Here is an 18489-nt window from a genome sequence, read left to right on the forward strand (position 1 = left end):
TTCAGTCATGACTGAAATCAACGGCATCATGTTGTTAATGGGCGCACTCTTGCTCATCAGTATTCTTGCTGCCGCCGTATCGAATCGGCTGGGGGCGCCGTTATTGTTAAGCTTCCTCATCATTGGCATGCTTGCCGGCGAAGAAGGTGTGCTGCGTATTCAATTTAATAACCCCACTGTGGCCTTTTTCATCGGCTCGTTAGCACTCGTTATTATCCTCTTCGATGGTGGTATGCGCACCCACAAAGAGCGCTTTCGGGTGGCACTATGGCCGGCCATCAGTCTGGCTACTGTAGGGGTGGCGCTCACTTGTGCTATCACCGCTGCGGCAGTGGTGTGGCTGTTTGACTTACCCTGGCCGATTGCTTTATTGATTGGTGCGATTCTCAGTTCGACCGATGCTGCCGCGGTATTTGGTATCTTTCAATCACAAAACATGCGCATTAAGCAGCGCGTAGCCGCCACCTTAGAAATAGAGTCGGGCACCAACGATCCCATGGCGATTATCTTGACCATGACAGTGACGGCAATGATAGCTACCGCCCAAGAGTTCTCTTGGTGGGTGATCACTGTTGATGTGCTGCAACAGTTATTGCTGGGCTTAGTGGTAGGTTGGTTTGGTGGCCGTACCTTCGTATATATGGCCCGCAAATTAACGGTGCAATTTAGTTTCTTCCCGCTATTGGCGGCAGCCTCGGCAGTTGTGGTGTTTGCCTTAACCAGCGGCGCCGGCGGTAGCGGGTATCTGGCAGTTTACTTGATGGGTTTTGTCATTGGTAATTCGCGGCTACCGCAATTGATGCACATTCTGCAGGTTCAGGATGGCCTGGCCTGGTTAAGTCAAATCATGATGTTCCTGATCCTTGGCTTATTAGTAACACCATCTCACTTAATGGAGCATTGGCAGCTATCCTTGACTGTTGCGCTGCTGATGATTTTTATTGCGCGACCCATTGCGGTTTGGGTGAGTTTGCTACCATTTACCTTTCCTTGGCGTGATCAGGTGTTTATTAGTTGGGTTGGTCTGCGCGGCGCGGTGCCAATTATTTTGGCGCTGTATCCGTGGTTGATGAACATCGAAAATCAGCAGTTATTTTTCGACATCGCCTTTGTTGTAGTGCTCATTTCGTTAATTTTGCAGGGCTGGACCCTTGCTGGTTTAGCGCGATGGTTGGGGCTCGAAGTGCCGCCAAGTGCTGAGCCCGACGGTCGTATGCCATTAGACCGTGTCAGCAGTAAGGACCCATTGGAACTGTTCGCCTTCAATATGACTGAGCGTTCGCCGGCCTGTGACCATAGCTGGAATGAACTGCGTTGGTCGGTTCCGGTTGAGTGCGTCGGCGTACTGCGAGCGGGTGAATGGTATCCCAACCATAGCTCATTGCGTTTTAGTGATGGTGATACGCTGATGGTGGTGGCAAAAGCCCAACATGTTGATGATGTGAGCCGAGTTCTGGCAGCTGGAGGTCAACGACAAACCCTCAATAGCACCAGCTTTTTTGGTGATTTTAGTTTGCGTGGTGATGTGACGCTCGAGGCGGTCGCCGCGTTTTATCCGGTGGGTCAGTTACCTGCAGAAAGCGCTCATCACACCATCACCAGTTATTTCGACCAGAAGTTTTATCGTCGCGTGGTGGTTGGTGACCAGTTGAAACTAGGTGGCGTGCAATTAACTGTTCGTGAATTAGATGAGCAAAGCGGCGCTATAGCTACGGTTGGGGTTAAGCTGCTGAGCACCAGCAATAACTAATACCAGCAGCTCAGTCATTAATTGGCCCAAAATTCCTTGTGGAAGCGTAACGTCTGTTGCTGTTTACCGTCATCAATGGTGATAAAAAAACGCAGTGTCTCGAGATTGGTAAAGCGCACTTGCGCCAAATAGTAAACGGCGTCGCCTTCAATAACTTGATTAAAATCGAGCCGCTGCTGTTGGCTAAGTGGATTCATACTATAGCCTGTTACTGTGACTTTTTGCGCCGGTTTACCGGGCTCATCAGCGGCGAGCACGGTAATGTTTAGGGTCGCCAAGGTGCTGCTGCGCTGTAAATCATATTGCTGTGCCATTTCTGCGCGCAACAGCGTCGAGTTAAAGGCATTGTAATGCACTTCCCAGGGACCTAAACGCATAGCCTGTTGCGCGCTGGCACTCTGTGTAAACAGCAGCGAGCTAAGCAATAACAGCGTGCTGAGTAGATTCTTCATGGCTTATAATCCCAGTAACCGTTGCACAAAAATAATGGCGATAATCAGCAGCATGGCAGATAAGTCGAGACCTCCCATGGGCGGAAGAAGACGCCGAATAGGTGCCATCAAAGGTTCCGTTAATTGATGTAAAATCGCTTCCATAGGGTTGTAGCCGCGACTAAACCAACTCAACAATGCGCGTATAACAACCAACCAGAAGATCAAATCAAGCGCCTGCGCTAGAACACTAAGCCCAGCGAATAGGGCTATTTGCAATGGCGCCATAGCAAAGCTATTGACGGCACTCAAGGTCAATATTTTCGCCGCACCCAACAGTAGAGCAAGTACTAAGCTGGCGAAGTCGAATGATCCCAGCATCGGTACAATGCGCCGCAAAGGTTGAACTAGCGGGTTGCTGGCGCGCGCCACAAATTGACTGACCGGGTTATAGAAATCAGCTCGAACGAGCTGTAACCAAAGCCGTAAAATCACCACGATGATCATCAGATCAAAGACGATGTTAATGAGAAAGTTCATGGCATCCATGGTGATTCCTTAAAAAAGTTGCGCCATTTCTTGATTACGTTTAACGGCCGCTCGCAGTGCTTGTTCCGAGATAAAATCAACATCTGCAGCTTGGTAAACTTCAATACCTTTGGCGGTAGAACCGCCTTTACTGGTTACTTGTGCCCGCAAATCGGGTAGTTCAAGCTCGCTATCGGTCGCCATGGTTGCAGCACCAAGCGCGGTCTGATTGACCAGTATACGTGCCTGTTGGTGGTTGAAGCCCAATGCTACCGCAGCTTTTTGTAGGCTGGCCATGAACTCAAAAAAATACGCCGGGCCGCTGCCGGCTAATGCTGACAAAATGTCCATTTGGTCTTCATCATCAACCCATAAGGTTTTGCCTACGCGGTCGAAAATACTACTGGCAAATTCACGATCAGCAGCGCTGGTTGCCGCTTGGGTAACCAAGCCGGTCATGCCCTGACCGACCAAACTGGGGGTATTAGGCATCACCCGAATAATTCGATCGGCGGCTAAGTACTGTTGATACTTAGCTAAGCGAATGCCAGCGGCAATACTAATAATTAATTTGTCACCGAGGTTGGTCACTGACTGCTTTAGTTGCTCACATACCGCTGCCATTAATTGCGGTTTTACTGCTAGCACCACCACCTCGGCATTTGCCACAGCTTGATTGTTATCTTGGGTAATTGAAACGCCGCATTGTTGTTGCAGGTGCTCAAGCTTGCCCATACTTGGGTTGCTAACGGTGATATAGTTGGCTGGATAACCATTTTGGACCATGCCGCCGACAATACTTTGGGTCATATTACCAGCGCCAATGAAGGCTATATTGCGTGGTTGTGCGGTCATTCACTACTCCTATTCGGTTCATTACTGTCGCGACGGCCAAAAATAGCGGTACCAATGCGTACCATAGTGGCGCCGTGCCCAATAGCGACATCAAGGTCGTCGCTCATGCCCATCGATAAGGTATCTAATTGACTATATTGGGCCTGTAAGCGCAAAAACAACCGTTGCATAGCCGCTAAGCTCTGTGTTTGTGCCGCACGGTCAGGTTGCGGGCGAGGGATAGCCATTAAGCCCCGTAGCACCAGGTTAGGTAATTGCATTATTTCGGCGGCTAGTGCCGCAACCTGCTCAGGTGCCACCCCAGCTTTGCTATCCTCATCGTCGATATTGACCTGAATCAGCACGTTCAACGGATGCAGCTGTGCTGGCCGTTGTTGATTCAGGCGCTGCGCTATTTTGCTGCGATCAACACTGTGTACCCAGTTAAAATGCTCGGCAATATCACGGGTCTTATTACTTTGAATAGGCCCAATAAAATGCCAGACCAAATCATCATGGTTGGCAAAGTGCTGAATTTTTTGTAGTGCTTCCTGCACATAGTTTTCACCGAAGTGGCGCTGTCCGGCAGCCACTGCCGCGGCAATAGCCGCGCTGGGTTTGGTCTTACTGACGGCAATTAAAGTAACCTCATTGCTGTCGCGTTGACACTGCAAACAGGCCGCTGAGATTGAACTACGGACTTCTGTTAAACGTTCAGCTATGCTATTTATCATGTAAGAGACTTCACTGATTACTACAACCACAAACGGGGCAGTCGTATGGATATTACCGAATTACTCAGTTTTGCCGTCAAACACAAATCATCCGATTTGCATTTGTCAGCCGATTCGCCACCTATGATACGGGTTGATGGTGACATCCGTAAAATTAATATTCCGGCGCTCAGCCACAAGCAAGTGCAAGAGCTGGTTTATGACATCATGAACGATCGCCAGCGCAAAGAGTATGAGCAGAACTTAGAGGCTGACTTCTCCTTTGAAGTTCCCGACTTAGCCCGCTTCCGGGTTAACGTATTTGTACAAAACCGCGGTGCTGGTGCTGTATTACGGACTATTCCAAGTACGGTGTTGACGCTTGAACAGCTCAACGCACCCGATATCTTCCGCACTATTTCTGACAACCCGCGTGGTTTGGTGTTGGTAACCGGGCCAACTGGTTCGGGTAAATCAACTACCTTGGCGGCGATGATTGATTATATTAATGAGAACAAGCATCACCATATTTTGACCATTGAGGACCCGATTGAATTTGTTCATCAGAACAAGCGCAGCCTAATCAACCAGCGCGAAGTGCATCGCGACACGCATAGTTTCAGTAACGCCTTGCGCTCAGCACTACGGGAAGACCCTGATGTGATTCTGGTGGGCGAGATGCGTGACTTAGAAACTATTCGCTTAGCGATGACTGCAGCAGAAACAGGTCACTTAGTGTTCGGCACCTTGCACACCACCTCGGCACCAAAAACCATTGACCGTATTGTTGACGTGTTTCCTGGTGATGAGAAGCCGATGGTGCGCTCGATGTTGTCTGAATCATTGCGGGCGGTTATCTCACAAACACTGTTGAAAAAAGTCGGTGGCGGTCGTGTTGCAGCGCATGAAATTATGATTGCAACACCAGCTATCAAAAACTTAATTCGCGAAGATAAAATTGCACAAATGTACTCATCAATTCAGACCGGTGCGGCACATGGTATGCAAACCCTGGATCAGTGTTTGCAAAACTTGGTGAATCAGGGCTTGGTGTCCAAACTGGACGCGAAAGGGAAAGCCGCCAACAAAGACACATTTGCGTAACTCAGGCTAAGAGCCGAGGAAATCACAATGATTTTAGATAAACTTTTGAAAACCATGGTGGAGCGCAATGGCTCCGACCTATTTGTGTCGGCTCGCTTGGCACCCAGTGCAAAAATTGACGGCGAATTAATTCCGCTGATTGATCAAAAACTGAGTGACAGCGCCGCATTGGCAGTGGTCAAGGAAGCACTTGGTGAAGCGCATTTAGATGAGTACATGACGCATAAAGAGGCGAACTTTGCGATTTTTCGTGAGGGCATCGGGCGCTTCCGTGTGAGTGCCTTTTGGCAACGTGAACGCGCCGGTATGGTGGTGCGTCGAATTGTCACCGAAATCCCCACCGTAGAGCAGCTCAAACTGCCGAAAATCTTAGTCGACTTGATCATGAGCAAACGTGGTTTGATGCTGGTCGTCGGTGGCACAGGCACCGGTAAGTCGACCAGCTTGGCGGCACTGATTGGCCATCGCAACCACAATAGCAAGGGGCACATCTTAACCATTGAGGACCCGGTTGAATTTGTTCATGAACATGGCCAGTGTATGGTCACGCAGCGCGAAGTAGGCACTGATACGGAGTCTTTCGAAGCCGCCCTGAAAAGTTCGCTACGGCAAGCACCTGATGTGATTCTGGTGGGTGAAATTCGCTCACAAGAAGTCATGGAGTACGCCCTAACCTTTGCCGAAACCGGTCACTTCTGTGTTGCGACATTGCACGCCAACAACGCCAACCAGGCGATTGAGCGTATTGCGCAGTTAGTACCGGCCGACAAAGTCCATAAGTTGATGTTTGACCTGTCATTGAATTTACGTGGCATTGTGGCGCAGCAATTGGTGCCGAAGAAAAATGGCGGTCGTGCCGCTGCATTTGAAGTACTGTTGAATAGCCCTATTATTGCTGAAAAAATTGCCACCCATGACATGGGTGAAATCAAAGATATCATGTCGCGCTCCCGCGAGCTGGGTATGCAAACCTTTGACCAAGCGCTGTTCGACTTGTACAAAGCCGAACAAATTACCCTTGAAAATGCATTACGACACGCCGATTCACCCAACGATTTACGCTTGCGGATCAAACTGAGTGGCGATGCCGTCGATGATGGCCCCAGTGCATTGAGCAGTGCTACTGTTGATCTGGAATAAAACTCAGTAGAATAGCCGCTCGAATTGAAGGAGAGCGGCATGCATGTGTTAGGCATTGAAACCTCGTGCGATGAAACCGGCATCGCGATTTATCATACAGAGCGCGGCTTATTGGCCCATCAGCTGTATTCTCAAGTGAAGCTGCATGCCGATTACGGTGGCGTGGTGCCAGAGCTGGCATCGCGTGACCATGTCCGCAAAATTCTGCCACTTATCGCTGCTGCGCTCAAACAAGCCGAGCTCAAAACGACCGACTTAGATGGCATCGCCTACACCGCCGGGCCGGGCTTGGTGGGCGCCTTATTGGTTGGCGCTTGTGTCGGCCGCAGCATGGCCTTTGGCTTAGGCATTCCGGCACTGGGTGTGCATCATATGGAAGGCCACTTATTGGCCCCCATGCTAGAAGATGATGTACCAGAATTTCCGTTTATCGCGCTATTGGTATCGGGTGGTCACACCCAATTGGTTCGGGTAGACGGTATTGGTCGCTATGAGATGCTCGGCGAATCTATTGATGATGCCGCTGGTGAAGCCTTTGATAAAACCGCTAAGTTGATGGGTTTAGATTATCCAGGCGGGCCACGCCTAGCGGCTATGGCTGCTACGGGCCGGCCGCAACAGTATCAATTCCCGCGGCCAATGACTGATCGTCCGGGCCTTGATTTTTCCTTCAGTGGGCTGAAAACCCATGCCGCTAATACCATTGCGGCAAATCCATCTGACCCACAAACCCGCGCTGATATTGCTCGTGCTTTCCAAGATGCGGTAGTAGATACCTTAGTGATCAAATGTCGTCGAGCGCTCGAGCAAACTGGCTTGAAGCGTCTAGTGGTAGCAGGTGGAGTTAGCGCGAATGTCGAACTGCGAGAAAAACTGCAGCAGTTTGCGGCAAAAATTGGTGGTAAGGTTTATTTCCCGCGCCCAGCGTTTTGTACCGATAATGGTGCCATGATTGCCTATGCTGGAGCGCAGCGCTTGCGCGCTGGTGAGCTAAACGACTTAAGTATTATCACGCGGCCACGTTGGCCATTGGATCAACTCGCTAGCGTTTCTTGCTAAACGACTGCTCTTCACCACTGCGCAGGCGGGCGATATTAGCCTGATGACGCCAGAGAATGAGTAGGGCGATCATAATGGTTGGCACGGTATATTGCGGCTTAATCCAATACGCATAAAACGGTGCAAAGCATACTGTGGTGATGGCTGCTAACGAAGATACTCGGCTCAGTCGGAACACCACCAGCCAGGTGATGATCAACAAGATAGCCATTTCGGTCGCGACCGGAAACATAGCGCCGAGTGCGGTTGCCACTGCTTTACCGCCACGAAAGCCGAAGTAGAGTGGGAAAATGTGGCCGAGACAGGCCGCCACCCCAATGATGCCGAGGAAAAATGGCTCGATACCAAGAAAGTATGAGGCCCATACTGGCACCATGCCTTTTAAAACATCACCGGCTAAGGTGAGAAAAGCTGGCCAGCGCCCCCCTAATCGGTAGACATTGGTAGCGCCTGGATTATTCGAGCCATTGCGCCGCGGGTCGGGCAAGCCAAATAGCCGACAAACCAATACCGCACTGCTAATCGAGCCGATAAGGTAAGCGACAATAATGGCAAGGATGATAAGCGCGCCCATTTAGTTTGTTTCCAGCTAAGTTTCCGTTACTATGCTGCCACTTAGCATACGTGCATTACGCTTTTTTTTCCATGATTACACCAACGAGTCTTTGTATGGATAAGGTAATAATTGAAGGGCTACAGGTTGATGCGATGGTTGGTATTTATGCTTTTGAGCATGAGCAGCCACAACCACTGATCATTGATCTGGTCATGGCATGGGATAATCGCCCCGCCGCAGCCAGCGAGCAAATTAGCGATGCGTTAGATTATGATCGCGTTAGCACTGCGGTCGCGCAGTTAATTACCAGTCAACCCTGGCAGTTGATTGAGACAGTGGCAGAGCGCATCGCAGCTATTGTGCTGAACGATTTTAAGGTAGCCCAAGTATCAGTTAAAGTCGCCAAGCCCCAAGCTGTTGCGGCAGCACGCCAAGTGGCGGTGATGATAGAGCGTCATCGTTAATATGGCACGAGTGGTACTTGGCTTAGGCAGTAACCGTCAGCGCCAGCAGCATATTAATGCAGGCCTACGCGCGCTGCATGATCGTTATGCATCGGCACAACGGCCTATTACCTGTTCACGGGTATTTGAAAGTGCTGCGGTCGGTTTTGTTGGACACGACTTTTATAATTGCGTGGTCGAATTTAGCTGTGACGAGCCAGTCACAGCGATTCATGAATTTTGTAAAGCCACTGAGCTTGCGCATGGCCATAGCAGTGAGGCGGCAAAATTTAGCCCACGGACACTGGATATCGACATGTTGCTGTATGATGATTTGGTCTGCCAACAGCCGGTAAATTTACCGCGTGATGAAATTCTCACCAACGCCTTTGTGTTGTGGCCGTTGGCTGAAATTCTGCCGGCAGAAAAACACCCGCTAACAGGTACTCGTTATGCCGAGTTGTGGGCACATTACCCATTGCAGCAACGCATACAGCCGCTTGAGTTTGAATTTTTGGTACTCCCGCATTTAAGGATCGTAGGCCCGTGAGTTTATTCGAAACCATTGTATTGGCGCTTATTCAAGGTTTGACCGAATTTTTGCCGATCTCTAGTTCGGCACATTTAATTTTGCCGTCACAGTTACTCGGTTGGGCTGATCAAGGCTTGGCGTTTGATGTGGCAGTTCATGTTGGCACCTTGTTAGCAGTGATGATGTATTATCGCCGTGACATTGGCGAGTTACTGGTTGGCTGGGTCGGTTCATTTCGTGGTCAGCATAATGCCTACAGTCGGCTCGCTTGGTTGTTGATTTGGGCAACTATTCCTGCCGGTTTAGCTGGTTTGCTCGGCAGTGGGCTGGTGGAAAACTATGGCCGTTCAGCGGCGGTTATTGCCACCACCACCATCAGCTTTGGTTTACTGTTGTGGTATGCCGATGCGCGGGCCAGTGAACGTTCTGGTATTCATGCCTTGACGGTGAAACAGGCGCTATTGATTGGCATAGCACAAGCTGTGGCGCTGATTCCTGGTACGTCACGCTCGGGCATTACCATGACTGCTGGCCTGCTACTGGGCTTAACGCGAGTTGATGCCGCGCGTTTTTCCTTTTTACTATCGATTCCGGTGATCATTATGGCGGGCGGCTATAATGGCGTAAAACTCGTGCTGCAAGCTGAGCCAGTCAGCTGGCAGCCGATTTTGGTTGGCGTGCTGGTGTCGTTTGTAGCAGCCTATGTTTGTATCTTCTATTTCTTAAAAATTATTGCCCGTATGGGTATGTTACCGTTCGTTATCTACCGCTTATTGCTCGGCGCAGGATTATTTGCGCTGTTGGCTTACGGCCTGATCTAACGCCAACCGCTAGAGTGCTTGTTGCAGTAACCGCAAGCGCTCTTGATTGACCCGCAGACCCACCTCTGTGCCTTGTAATACTTGGCCAGCCGCTGCTGCAGAGGCGATCAAATCACTGGCTTTCACCGTCTGTAATTGCTGCATGGCACGGCTTAACACCTGGACACGACTGGTTGATAAGCCTTGTGCTTGCCAAATCATCAGTAACTGAGGCCAACGCTGCGGTCGACGCCAGCAATCAGCACCATTCATATGCTGTAAAATCAATTCCGCTGGTGCTTGCTCGAGTTGCTGTACGCTAATGAGTTGGGCTTGTTCGGTGAGTATCTGAAGTTCGGTGGGCACCCGCAGGCGTTGGTTGAGAGCATGCGCTGCTGCTGAGTTCAAGGTGCTTACCGCGGCGACCCAACGGATAGCCACGCTGTCAGTTAGCGTCGTGGCAGCGACTAAGGCGCGGATAAATGCGGGTTGTGCGTGGCCAGTTTGTAACTCGGCAAACCAAGGCGTAAGCGCAGCAACGCTAATGAGTGTTTCAAAATAGACAACTGGAGAGCTGGTCGCTAGCGCCCGTTCAGTTTCTTTCCAGACCCGTTCGCAACTCAACTCAGCCAATTCATCGGCCGCGGCTAACTGCCGCATCAGTGTCAGTGTTTGCTCAGCAATAGTGAAGCCATCAATAGCAAAGCGCGCGGCAAATCGAGCGAGCCGCAGAATGCGCAGTGGATCTTCGGCGAAGGCCGGTGAGATATGCCGCAGTTGGCGCTGAGCGATATCAGCGAGACCACCATAGGGGTCGATCAGTTGGCCATCATGGGCTTGTGCTATGGCATTAATGGTCAAGTCACGGCGCTGTAAATCTTGCTCCAAGGTGACGTTGGCGTCGGCATCAATGCTAAACCCGGTATAGCCACGGCCATTTTTGCGCTCGGTACGGGCGAGGGCATATTCCTCGTTATTGTGCGGATGCAGAAACACCGGAAAATCTTTACCGACCTGACGATAGCCCAAGTTCAGCATCATTTCTGGGCTCGCACCCACAACTACCCAATCGCGCTCATGCACGGGATAGCCCAACAAGGTGTCACGAACAGCACCGCCAACCAGATAAATTTCCACAGCATGCTCCTAAATATTTCGTTGATGATCGCGAATCACTGGCTCTGATGCAAGTCAGTCGTTACACTGAGTTATCTGATTATTGAGCCGCGTTATTATTATGAGCATGTATTTAAATTATTTTGGCTTACATACAACGCCATTTTCGATTGCGCCTGATCCTCAGTTTTTGTATCTGAGCGAACGGCATCAGGAGGCGCTGGCGCACTTAAGTTACGGCTTACGTGGCAGTGGTGGGTTTATTTTGCTTACCGGTGAAGTGGGTACCGGTAAAACCACGGTGTCTCGTGCTTTGCTCGAGCAACTGCCAGAACAGACCAAAACCGCGTTTATTCTTAACCCCATGCTTAATCAGCAAGAATTGCTGGCGACATTGTGCGATGAGTTTGGTATTCGCTACGCAAAGCGTAACATCACCGACAAAAAGCTCACCGATAAGCTCAGCGAGTTCCTCTTGAAAGCGCATGCTGAGGGTGAGCAGTGTGTGGTGCTGATTGATGAGGCGCAGCACCTACAACCGCAAGTGCTGGAACAATTGCGGCTATTAACCAACTTAGAGACTAATCAGGATAAGTTACTACGCGTGATTCTGATTGGTCAGCCAGAGCTGCAAGATTTGCTTCGACGCCGCGAATTACGTCAGTTGGCGCAACGAATCACCGCGCGTTATCACTTACTGCCGCTGCAAGCCGCGGATACTGAACGTTATATTAATTACCGGTTACAGGTGGCCGGAGCTCAACGCGGACTATTTGATAGCAAAGCCATCGCCTGTGTTCATCAATACAGTGAGGGTATTCCACGCCGTCTGAACCTGCTTTGTGATAGAGCTCTATTGGCTGCTTACAATGATCAGCAACAGGTGGTCTCGGCACGGCATATTCGCCTCGCCAGTAAAGAATTAGATGGCCCTACGCCAGCTGGTCAAAACGCAGCTTGGCGGCGCTATACAGGCATCGCCGCGCTGCTTGCTGTCACAGCGGTGGTGGGCTGGCAATTACCACAATGGTTGGCGACCAGTGACAGTTCCACCAGCAGTGTGAGCCAGCCGCTAAGTCATCAGATCGAACAACCGACTAGTACTGATCCACTGCTCGCCTTGACGCGCAGCTGGCAATTACCCAAGCCGCCGCTTGATCAACCGCTGTGCCAATGGGTAGAAGACTATCAACTCGGCTGTTTAGAAGGGCGCTTGCGCTTTGATCAGCTGCAACGGATCAATTACCCCGTGTTATTGCGGCTTGCCGATGGCAGCATGCAGTTGGTTAGTAACCCAGCGGCAACCCCCGATGCCAACTGGAACGGTGAGTACGTGTTGTTTTGGCAGTTACCACCGGGTTATTTAAATGCTGATGAAAGTATTTATCAGCAGTGGCTGGCGCGCGGATTAGCGCGCTTTGGCGCCGATAGTAGTGCATCGTTAGCACTGCAGTTACGCACCATTCAAGTGCAAGCTGGGCTGCCCATCACCGAGCAGTTAGATGGTCCAACCTTGGCATGGTTGAGTGCCCAATTACTCACTACTGGACCGCGTATTCAGTCGCGTGTAGAGGAATAACTTGTTATGTCATCGGTTTTAAAAGCGCTGCGTGAGCAATCATCACCGTTATTACAACAACCAGCCCCAATTTGGTTGAGTTCTGCCCCAGCCAGTAAACCGGCACGATGGTGGTGGGTGGCGGTGCTGGTGCTGTTGGTGTTGGCGGTAAGCAGTTATTACTCGTGGTCGAGAGCAACTCGCACTATCGAGCCGGCCAGTCAATTGCCGGTGGCTGTGGATGAGCCGGTTGGGCGCTATGAACTGGGTCGTGGCACGGTTATCAAGGCACCTAAGTGGGAAATAGTCAGTACTGATGTGACCCAACCCATCGAGCAACGCCAACAACCGCGTCAACCGCAGCTCGATGTGCAGCAAGGTATTGACTTACAGCAGGTATCGCCAGAGCTGTTGGCTGCATTTGAAGAGGCTGTGGCGGCACAGAAAAGCGATCAGCCGCTTACCACACAACAATCGGTGCTCCCTGCTATCGCTGAGTTAGCCGGTGAATTACGCCAACAGATCCCATCCTTTAGTTACGACTCACACCAGTATTCATCGCGCGATAGCGCCCGCAATGTCACCTTCTCAGGTCAACGCTTACGAGAAGGCGAAGTCTGGCAGGGGCTTACTATCATGCAAATTACCCCAACCCATGTGGTACTGTCGCGAAACATGGTGGCTTTTCAACAACCCGCCTTGGAAGACTGGACAAGACCCTAATAGATCTGTTATTAAAACACCTGTTTAAATCTTCTGTTTGATTTACTGCTAGAGGTGTTGTGATGGCTGACTATCGTGTTCCCCGTGAAGATATGCAATTTGTGCTGCAAGAGGTGTTTCGTGTGCAAGACGATTGGGCCCAGTTTGCCCAATTGGCCGACTTGGATATGGAAACCGCGGTCGCTATCATTGACGAAAGTGCCAAACTCGCCGAGGGGTTAATTGCTCCTAATGCCCGTGCTGCCGATGAAGAGGGGGTGCAGTTTCGTGATGGCGTGGTCACCACTCCTGCAGGCTACAAAGAAAACTTCCGCCAACTTGCTGAAGGCGGTTGGGTTGGCGTTACTGCCAATCCAGAGTACGGTGGCATGGGTCTGCCGAAGTCTATCTCAGCGCAATACGAAGAAATTCTCTGCTCGGCCGACATCTCCTTCTCGCTGTATCCGGGCTTGACCGCCGGCGCCATCATGACGCTCGATTTGCACGCCAGTGATAGCCTTAAAGACCTTTACTTACCGAAACTGATCAGTGGTGAGTGGACCGGTACCATGTGTTTGACGGAGCCGCACGCTGGGACTGACTTAGGCATTATTCGTAGTAAAGCGATTCCGGCCGCCGATGGCAGCTTCAACATCAGCGGTACCAAGATTTTTATCACCGGCGGCGAGCACGACCTAGTCGATAACATTATTCATTTGGTGTTGGCTAAGTTACCCGATGCCCCGGCTGGCTCTAAAGGCATTAGTTTGTTCTTGGTACCAAAGTTTTTGCCACAAGCCGACGGTACCGTAGGCCAGCGAAATGCGGTGAGCTGTGGCTCAATTGAGCACAAAATGGGGATTCATGCCTCGGCTACCTGTGTGATGAACTTTGATGGTGCCACCGGTTGGTTGATTGGCGAGCCGCACAAAGGCTTAGCAGCGATGTTTACTATGATGAACTACGAGCGCTTGGGGGTGGGTATCCAGGGTCTTGGTGCGGCCGCGCGGTCATATCAGAATGCTTTAGAATATGCCAATGACCGTCTGCAAGGGCGCGGCGCAAAAGCTACTCGAGCGACCAGCAAAGAAGCGGATCCATTAATTGTGCATGGCGATATTCGCCGCATGTTGTTAACCATGAAAGCCTTTGTGGAAGGCGGTCGGGCGTTCTCAACCTATGTTGGGCAGCAGCTCGATATTGCCAAATACAGCGGTAACGACGCCCAGCGTCAGCGTGCGGATGATTTAGTGCAGCTATTAACCCCAGTGGCTAAGGCCTTTATCACTGATACCGGCCTCGAAACCACTATTATCGGCCAACAGATTTTTGGTGGTCATGGCTTTGTGCGTGAGTGGGGACAAGAGCAACTAGTGCGTGATTGCCGCATTGCGCAGATTTATGAAGGCACTAACGGTATTCAATCGCTCGACTTATTAGGGCGTAAAATAGCCGGTTCGGGTGGCAAATTACTGCAGCCGTTACTGGCCGATATCGCCGCGTTGTTGGCACAACCAAGCCAGCAGCTGAGCTCCGAATATCAGCAGTTAGCCGATGCTGTGACATTGCTTGAGCGCGTTACCAAGCAGATTTTGAGCCAAGTGCACAGTGATGAGAACATCATCAACAGCGTGGCGGTAGAGTATCTACATTTGGTTGGTTATGTTTGCTATGGCTATATGTGGTTGCGTATGGCTGCAGCTGCCGAGCCATTGCAGGGCGAGCGCCCACAATTAAGTAGTAAGGTGAAGACGGCGCGGTTCTATTTTGCCCGCATCATGCCGCGTATTCACAGTTTGGCTGCCACCATTGCTGATGGCAGCTCATCACTGTACGACCACGAGCTGGGCGAGTTTTAATCGCCCAGTGACAACAAGGTTGCGTTGCCACCAACAGCAGTAATGTTGTTGGTGCGCGTTTTCTCGGTGACAAAGCGGGTTAGGTAGTGCGGGCCACCAGCTTTCGGGCCAGTACCTGACATACCACGGCCACCGAACGGCTGCACGCCAACCACAGCACCGACTTGGTTACGGTTGATATAGACGTTACCGACTTCCATGCGGCGCGCAATATCCATCGCGAAGGTTTCGTTACGGCTGTGAATACCGAAGGTTAAGCCGTAGCCAGTATTATTGATGCTCTCAATCACCTGGTCCAATTCGTCGGTTTTGTAGCGGATCACGTGCAAAATTGGGCCAAAGTTTTCTTTCACCAACTGCTGAATGCTGTCAATTTCGATGGCGGTTGGCGCCACGAAAATACCGCCTTCAGTGTACTCAGGCATGTTAGCGCGAGCAATTAAGCGGCCAGCTTGGGTAATGTCGGCAACGTGGCGCTCAAGGTTGGTTTTGGCGACACCGTCAATCACTGGGCCCACATCGGTTTCATGCAACATCGGGTCGCCAACGCTCAACTCCGCCATAGCACCTTTTAGCAAGTCGATAACGCGGTCGGCGATGTCGTCTTGCACGAACAGTACCCGTAACGCTGAACAGCGCTGACCGGCGCTCTTAAAGGCGCTGCCAACAATGTCCGTAACCGCCTGCTCAGGTAGTGCAGTGGAATCGATCAACATGGCGTTTTGACCGCCTGTTTCGGCAATCAATGGCACAATGGCACGAGTGCGTGCGGCCAGTGCGCGGTTAATGGCCTGTGCGGTATAGGTTGAACCGGTAAAGCACACGCCACCGATTTCTTCTTGTGACACCAAGAACGAGCCAACTTCAGCGCCGCTACCTGGAATGAAATGCAACACATCGCCTGGGATACCAGCCTCTAAAGCCAACTGCACAGCACGGAAGGCGATAAAGCCAGTCTGTTCTGCTGGTTTAGCGATTACGCAGTTACCGGTGACAAGAGCTGCAGCCACTTGGCCTAAGAAAATGGCTAATGGGAAGTTCCATGGGCTGATACAAATAAAGGTACCGCGGCCTTCCAAGAATAGTTCGTTGGTTTCGCCGGTTGGCCCTGGTAACTTGGTTTCTTTGCCCATCAAGGTACGTGCCTGACCGGCGTAGTAGCGGCAGAAATCCACTGCTTCACGCACTTCGTCAATGCCGTCTTGCAGGGTTTTACCGGCTTCAAGCGTACATAAAGCGATCAGCTCGTTACGATTCGCTTCGAGCAGGTCAGCTAGTTTGTCGAGTGCTGCTGCACGTACTTCAACATCGGTATCACGCCAGCGGCGGAAAGCCGCGTTGGCGCTTTGCAAGGCTTGTTCAGCCAAGGCTTTATCGGCAAAACACATAGTTCCGATATGACGGCTCATGTTTTGTGGGCTATGAATCGCTACTTGGTGATGCGCATCAATCACATCACCATTGACGATGGGGCCACCATGCCATTGGCTGTCGGTGTATTGTTGAACCGCGGCAAAGAAATCATCTGCTTGTGAGTGAATGTTCATGTTCAATCCTAACGAGTTTTTACGGTCGCTGAAAATCTGCGACGGCAGCGGTATTTTGCTGTTGTAGAAAGTAGGGTAGTTGGCAACCGTGCTGAGCGGGTGCTGAATGAGTTCGTCTACCGGCGTATTCGGGTCCACTAACTTATGCACAAACGAGGTGTTAGCACCGTTTTCAAGCAAGCGGCGCACCAGGTAGGGTAGCAAGTCTTTATGCGCACCGACCGGGGCGTAAATGCGCACCGTGGTATTCGGCTGTTGCTCCAGCAGGGTATCGTACAAGTCATGACCCATGCCGTGCAGACGCTGGAACTCGAGTGCCCGTTGCTGCTTGTTCAAATTCATAATAGCCACTACGGTTTGCGCATTGTGGGTAGCAAACTGCGGGTAAATCGCGCCATCGGTGGCACTGCTCAGTAAGAAATGCGCACAGGCTAAATACGATAAGTCGGTGTTAGCTTTACGGGTGAATACCGGATAAGCCGGTAAACCGTGCACCTGAGAATGCTTGATTTCAGTATCCCAATAAGCACCTTTCACTAAACGCACCGGGATCTCATCACCGCAGTCACGGGCCAAAGCGGTGATCCAGCACAGCACCGGCAACGCGCGTTTTGAGTAGGCTTGTACCACTAAGCCAAATAACGGCCAGCCTTTGGTGACGCCGCTCCGATAAATCTTTTCAAACAGTTCTAACGATAGCTCTAAGCGGTCGGCTTCTTCGGCATCGATACTCACGCCAACGTTAGCTTGCTTGGCTAATTTAACCAGCTCTAACACACTGCTGTAGAGCTCTTCCATGACCCGCGCTTTATTGGCGGTGTCATAGCGCGGATGCAGCGCCGATAGCTTGATAGAAATAGTGGGCCGCGGTGCTTTCGGGTTATTGAAGTTTTGCTTCGCGACTACCTGGATCGAGTTGACGTAGTCAGCATGGTAACGCTTGGCATCAGCCATGGTTAACGCTGCTTCACCGAGCATATCGTAAGAGTGGGTATAGCCCTTATCGCGGTTTTTGATGCTATTTTTCAATGCTTCTTCAATGGTGCGCCCGAGCACAAACTGGGAGCCCATGATTTTCATCGCGGTATAGGTTGCTTGACGCACCACCGGCATACCCACGCGCTTCACTAAACGGCGAAATACGCCGCGTGGTGTCGCCATGGGTTGGCCATCGGGGTTAATCATGCCATTGGTCAGCGCAAGGCTCCACGAGCCTGAGTTCACCAACCACGATGAGCTTTGACCCATGTGCTTTTGCCAATCACCACCAGACAAGCGATCTTGAATCAGGGCATCGGCCGTGGCGCTATCGGGAATACGCAGCAGCGCTTCAGCTAAACACATCAGGATGATGCCTTCTTTGGTATCTAAGCTGTATTCTTGTAAGAATGCTTCAATACCACCGTTGTGGGCACGCTCACGCACTTGGTTGACCAAGTTGGCGGCCTCAGCAGTCACTGCTTTAACCGTCTCGTCATCGCTAGGAACTAGGGTAAGTAGTTGTTCTAGATAGGCGTCTTCATCGACCATATAATTATCGGTGATGGCGCGTTGAAGTCGAGCTAGGTCGGCTCCGGTGTACTGCGTTGCAAGTACGTCACTCGCATTGAACATAGCATCTCCTGAAAGACTCAGCCGGCAGGCTGCAGAGGATAGATTTTGCGCGCAAGTATAGGGCTTTTTTAGCGCGCGTAAAGCCCGTTTGAACAAAATTTCGCAGTTCTATTCAACGCGCCCACGGTGCATTTTTTGCGCAGCACTGTCAAGCCCATTTCAGTTGACCCGTTGAGTTCCTGCGAGTACCGTATGGAACATGA

Annotated in this window: 17 protein-coding genes; 10 read left to right on the forward strand and 7 right to left on the reverse strand. The window is 51.1% G+C overall.

The features are described 5' to 3' along the window. The first annotated feature begins 7 nt into the window (after positions 1 to 7). Complete coding sequence (locus EFO84_RS03040) at positions 8 to 1750, forward strand: potassium/proton antiporter (protein WP_127346605.1); 1743 nt, start codon at positions 8 to 10, stop codon at positions 1748 to 1750. A gap of 17 nt (positions 1751 to 1767) precedes the next feature. On the opposite strand, the gene EFO84_RS03045 is transcribed toward EFO84_RS03040, so the two are convergent. The 4 genes from EFO84_RS03045 to EFO84_RS03060 are packed head-to-tail and all read right to left on the reverse strand — an operon-like array spanning position 1768 to position 4274. Further along, entirely contained in the window at positions 1768 to 2202 is a 435-nt protein-coding gene (locus EFO84_RS03045; RefSeq protein ID WP_127346606.1) for a DUF4426 domain-containing protein, read from the reverse strand. Between the two features lie 3 nt (positions 2203 to 2205). Then, on the reverse strand, positions 2206 to 2730 hold the full coding sequence (locus tag EFO84_RS03050; RefSeq protein ID WP_127346607.1) for a YggT family protein: 525 nt from the start codon (positions 2728 to 2730) through the stop codon (positions 2206 to 2208). Positions 2731 to 2739: 9 nt separating this feature from the next. Further along, on the reverse strand, positions 2740 to 3564 hold the full coding sequence (gene proC, locus EFO84_RS03055; RefSeq protein ID WP_127346608.1) for a pyrroline-5-carboxylate reductase: 825 nt from the start codon (positions 3562 to 3564) through the stop codon (positions 2740 to 2742). After that, on the reverse strand, positions 3561 to 4274 hold the full coding sequence (locus EFO84_RS03060) for a YggS family pyridoxal phosphate-dependent enzyme (RefSeq protein ID WP_127346643.1): 714 nt from the start codon (positions 4272 to 4274) through the stop codon (positions 3561 to 3563). The genes proC and EFO84_RS03060 overlap by 4 nt, the downstream gene beginning before the upstream one ends. A gap of 48 nt (positions 4275 to 4322) precedes the next feature. Here EFO84_RS03060 and EFO84_RS03065 point away from each other — a divergent pair, with 48 nt between their 5' ends. Genes EFO84_RS03065 through tsaD form a run of 3 tightly spaced genes read left to right on the forward strand, consistent with a single transcriptional unit; the run spans position 4323 to position 7559 of the window. Then, positions 4323 to 5360: a type IV pilus twitching motility protein PilT gene (locus EFO84_RS03065; protein ID WP_127346609.1), complete on the forward strand. Its 1038-nt coding sequence runs from the start codon at positions 4323 to 4325 to the stop codon at positions 5358 to 5360. Between the two features lie 21 nt (positions 5361 to 5381). Beyond that, positions 5382 to 6500, forward strand: coding sequence for a PilT/PilU family type 4a pilus ATPase (locus EFO84_RS03070; protein WP_431355315.1), 1119 nt, complete (start codon positions 5382 to 5384; stop codon positions 6498 to 6500). 39 nt (positions 6501 to 6539) lie between these two features. After that, complete coding sequence (tsaD, locus tag EFO84_RS03075; protein WP_127346610.1) at positions 6540 to 7559, forward strand: tRNA (adenosine(37)-N6)-threonylcarbamoyltransferase complex transferase subunit TsaD; 1020 nt, start codon at positions 6540 to 6542, stop codon at positions 7557 to 7559. On the opposite strand, the gene plsY is transcribed toward tsaD, so the two are convergent. Continuing rightward, on the reverse strand, positions 7543 to 8133 hold the full coding sequence (plsY, locus tag EFO84_RS03080; protein ID WP_127346611.1) for a glycerol-3-phosphate 1-O-acyltransferase PlsY: 591 nt from the start codon (positions 8131 to 8133) through the stop codon (positions 7543 to 7545). The two genes, tsaD and plsY, sit on opposite strands and share 17 nt — an antisense overlap. A 95-nt stretch (positions 8134 to 8228) precedes the next feature. On the opposite strand from plsY, the gene folB reads away from it, so the two are divergent. The 3 genes from folB to EFO84_RS03095 are packed head-to-tail and all read left to right on the forward strand — an operon-like array spanning position 8229 to position 9911. Next, positions 8229 to 8579 carry a dihydroneopterin aldolase gene (gene folB / locus EFO84_RS03085; protein WP_127346612.1) on the forward strand — a complete coding sequence of 117 codons (351 nt, stop codon included), beginning with the start codon at positions 8229 to 8231 and terminating at the stop codon, positions 8577 to 8579. Between the two features lies 1 nt (position 8580). Then, complete coding sequence (gene folK / locus EFO84_RS03090) at positions 8581 to 9108, forward strand: 2-amino-4-hydroxy-6-hydroxymethyldihydropteridine diphosphokinase (protein WP_127346613.1); 528 nt, start codon at positions 8581 to 8583, stop codon at positions 9106 to 9108. Further along, positions 9105 to 9911 carry an undecaprenyl-diphosphate phosphatase gene (locus EFO84_RS03095; RefSeq protein ID WP_127346614.1) on the forward strand — a complete coding sequence of 269 codons (807 nt, stop codon included), beginning with the start codon at positions 9105 to 9107 and terminating at the stop codon, positions 9909 to 9911. The genes folK and EFO84_RS03095 overlap by 4 nt, the downstream gene beginning before the upstream one ends. Positions 9912 to 9920: 9 nt before the next feature. Here EFO84_RS03095 and EFO84_RS11865 read toward each other — a convergent pair whose 3' ends face one another. Further along, positions 9921 to 11027: a tRNA nucleotidyltransferase/poly(A) polymerase-related protein gene (locus EFO84_RS11865; protein WP_127346615.1), complete on the reverse strand. Its 1107-nt coding sequence runs from the start codon at positions 11025 to 11027 to the stop codon at positions 9921 to 9923. 100 nt (positions 11028 to 11127) lie between these two features. On the opposite strand from EFO84_RS11865, the gene EFO84_RS03105 reads away from it, so the two are divergent. From EFO84_RS03105 to EFO84_RS03115, 3 genes are all read left to right on the forward strand, one after another. Beyond that, positions 11128 to 12585 (forward strand): ExeA family protein, encoded by a 1458-nt coding sequence (locus EFO84_RS03105; protein ID WP_240642634.1) that lies wholly within the window; start codon positions 11128 to 11130, stop codon positions 12583 to 12585. A gap of 6 nt (positions 12586 to 12591) precedes the next feature. Continuing rightward, a complete protein-coding gene (locus EFO84_RS03110) occupies positions 12592 to 13287 on the forward strand; it encodes a general secretion pathway protein GspB (RefSeq protein WP_127346616.1) in 696 nt (231 codons plus the stop codon). A 62-nt stretch (positions 13288 to 13349) separates the two neighbouring features. Continuing rightward, the gene (locus EFO84_RS03115; RefSeq protein ID WP_127346617.1) at positions 13350 to 15125 is read left to right on the forward strand and encodes an acyl-CoA dehydrogenase C-terminal domain-containing protein; all 1776 of its coding nucleotides are present in this window, start codon (positions 13350 to 13352) and stop codon (positions 15123 to 15125) included. On the opposite strand, the gene putA is transcribed toward EFO84_RS03115, so the two are convergent. Then, positions 15122 to 18286, reverse strand: coding sequence for a bifunctional proline dehydrogenase/L-glutamate gamma-semialdehyde dehydrogenase PutA (gene putA, locus EFO84_RS03120; RefSeq protein ID WP_127346618.1), 3165 nt, complete (start codon positions 18284 to 18286; stop codon positions 15122 to 15124). The two genes, EFO84_RS03115 and putA, sit on opposite strands and share 4 nt — an antisense overlap. Between the last annotated feature and the right edge of the window lie 203 nt (positions 18287 to 18489).

Source organism: Pseudidiomarina mangrovi (genome assembly GCF_003999375.1).
GTDB lineage: Bacteria > Pseudomonadota > Gammaproteobacteria > Enterobacterales > Alteromonadaceae > Pseudidiomarina > Pseudidiomarina mangrovi.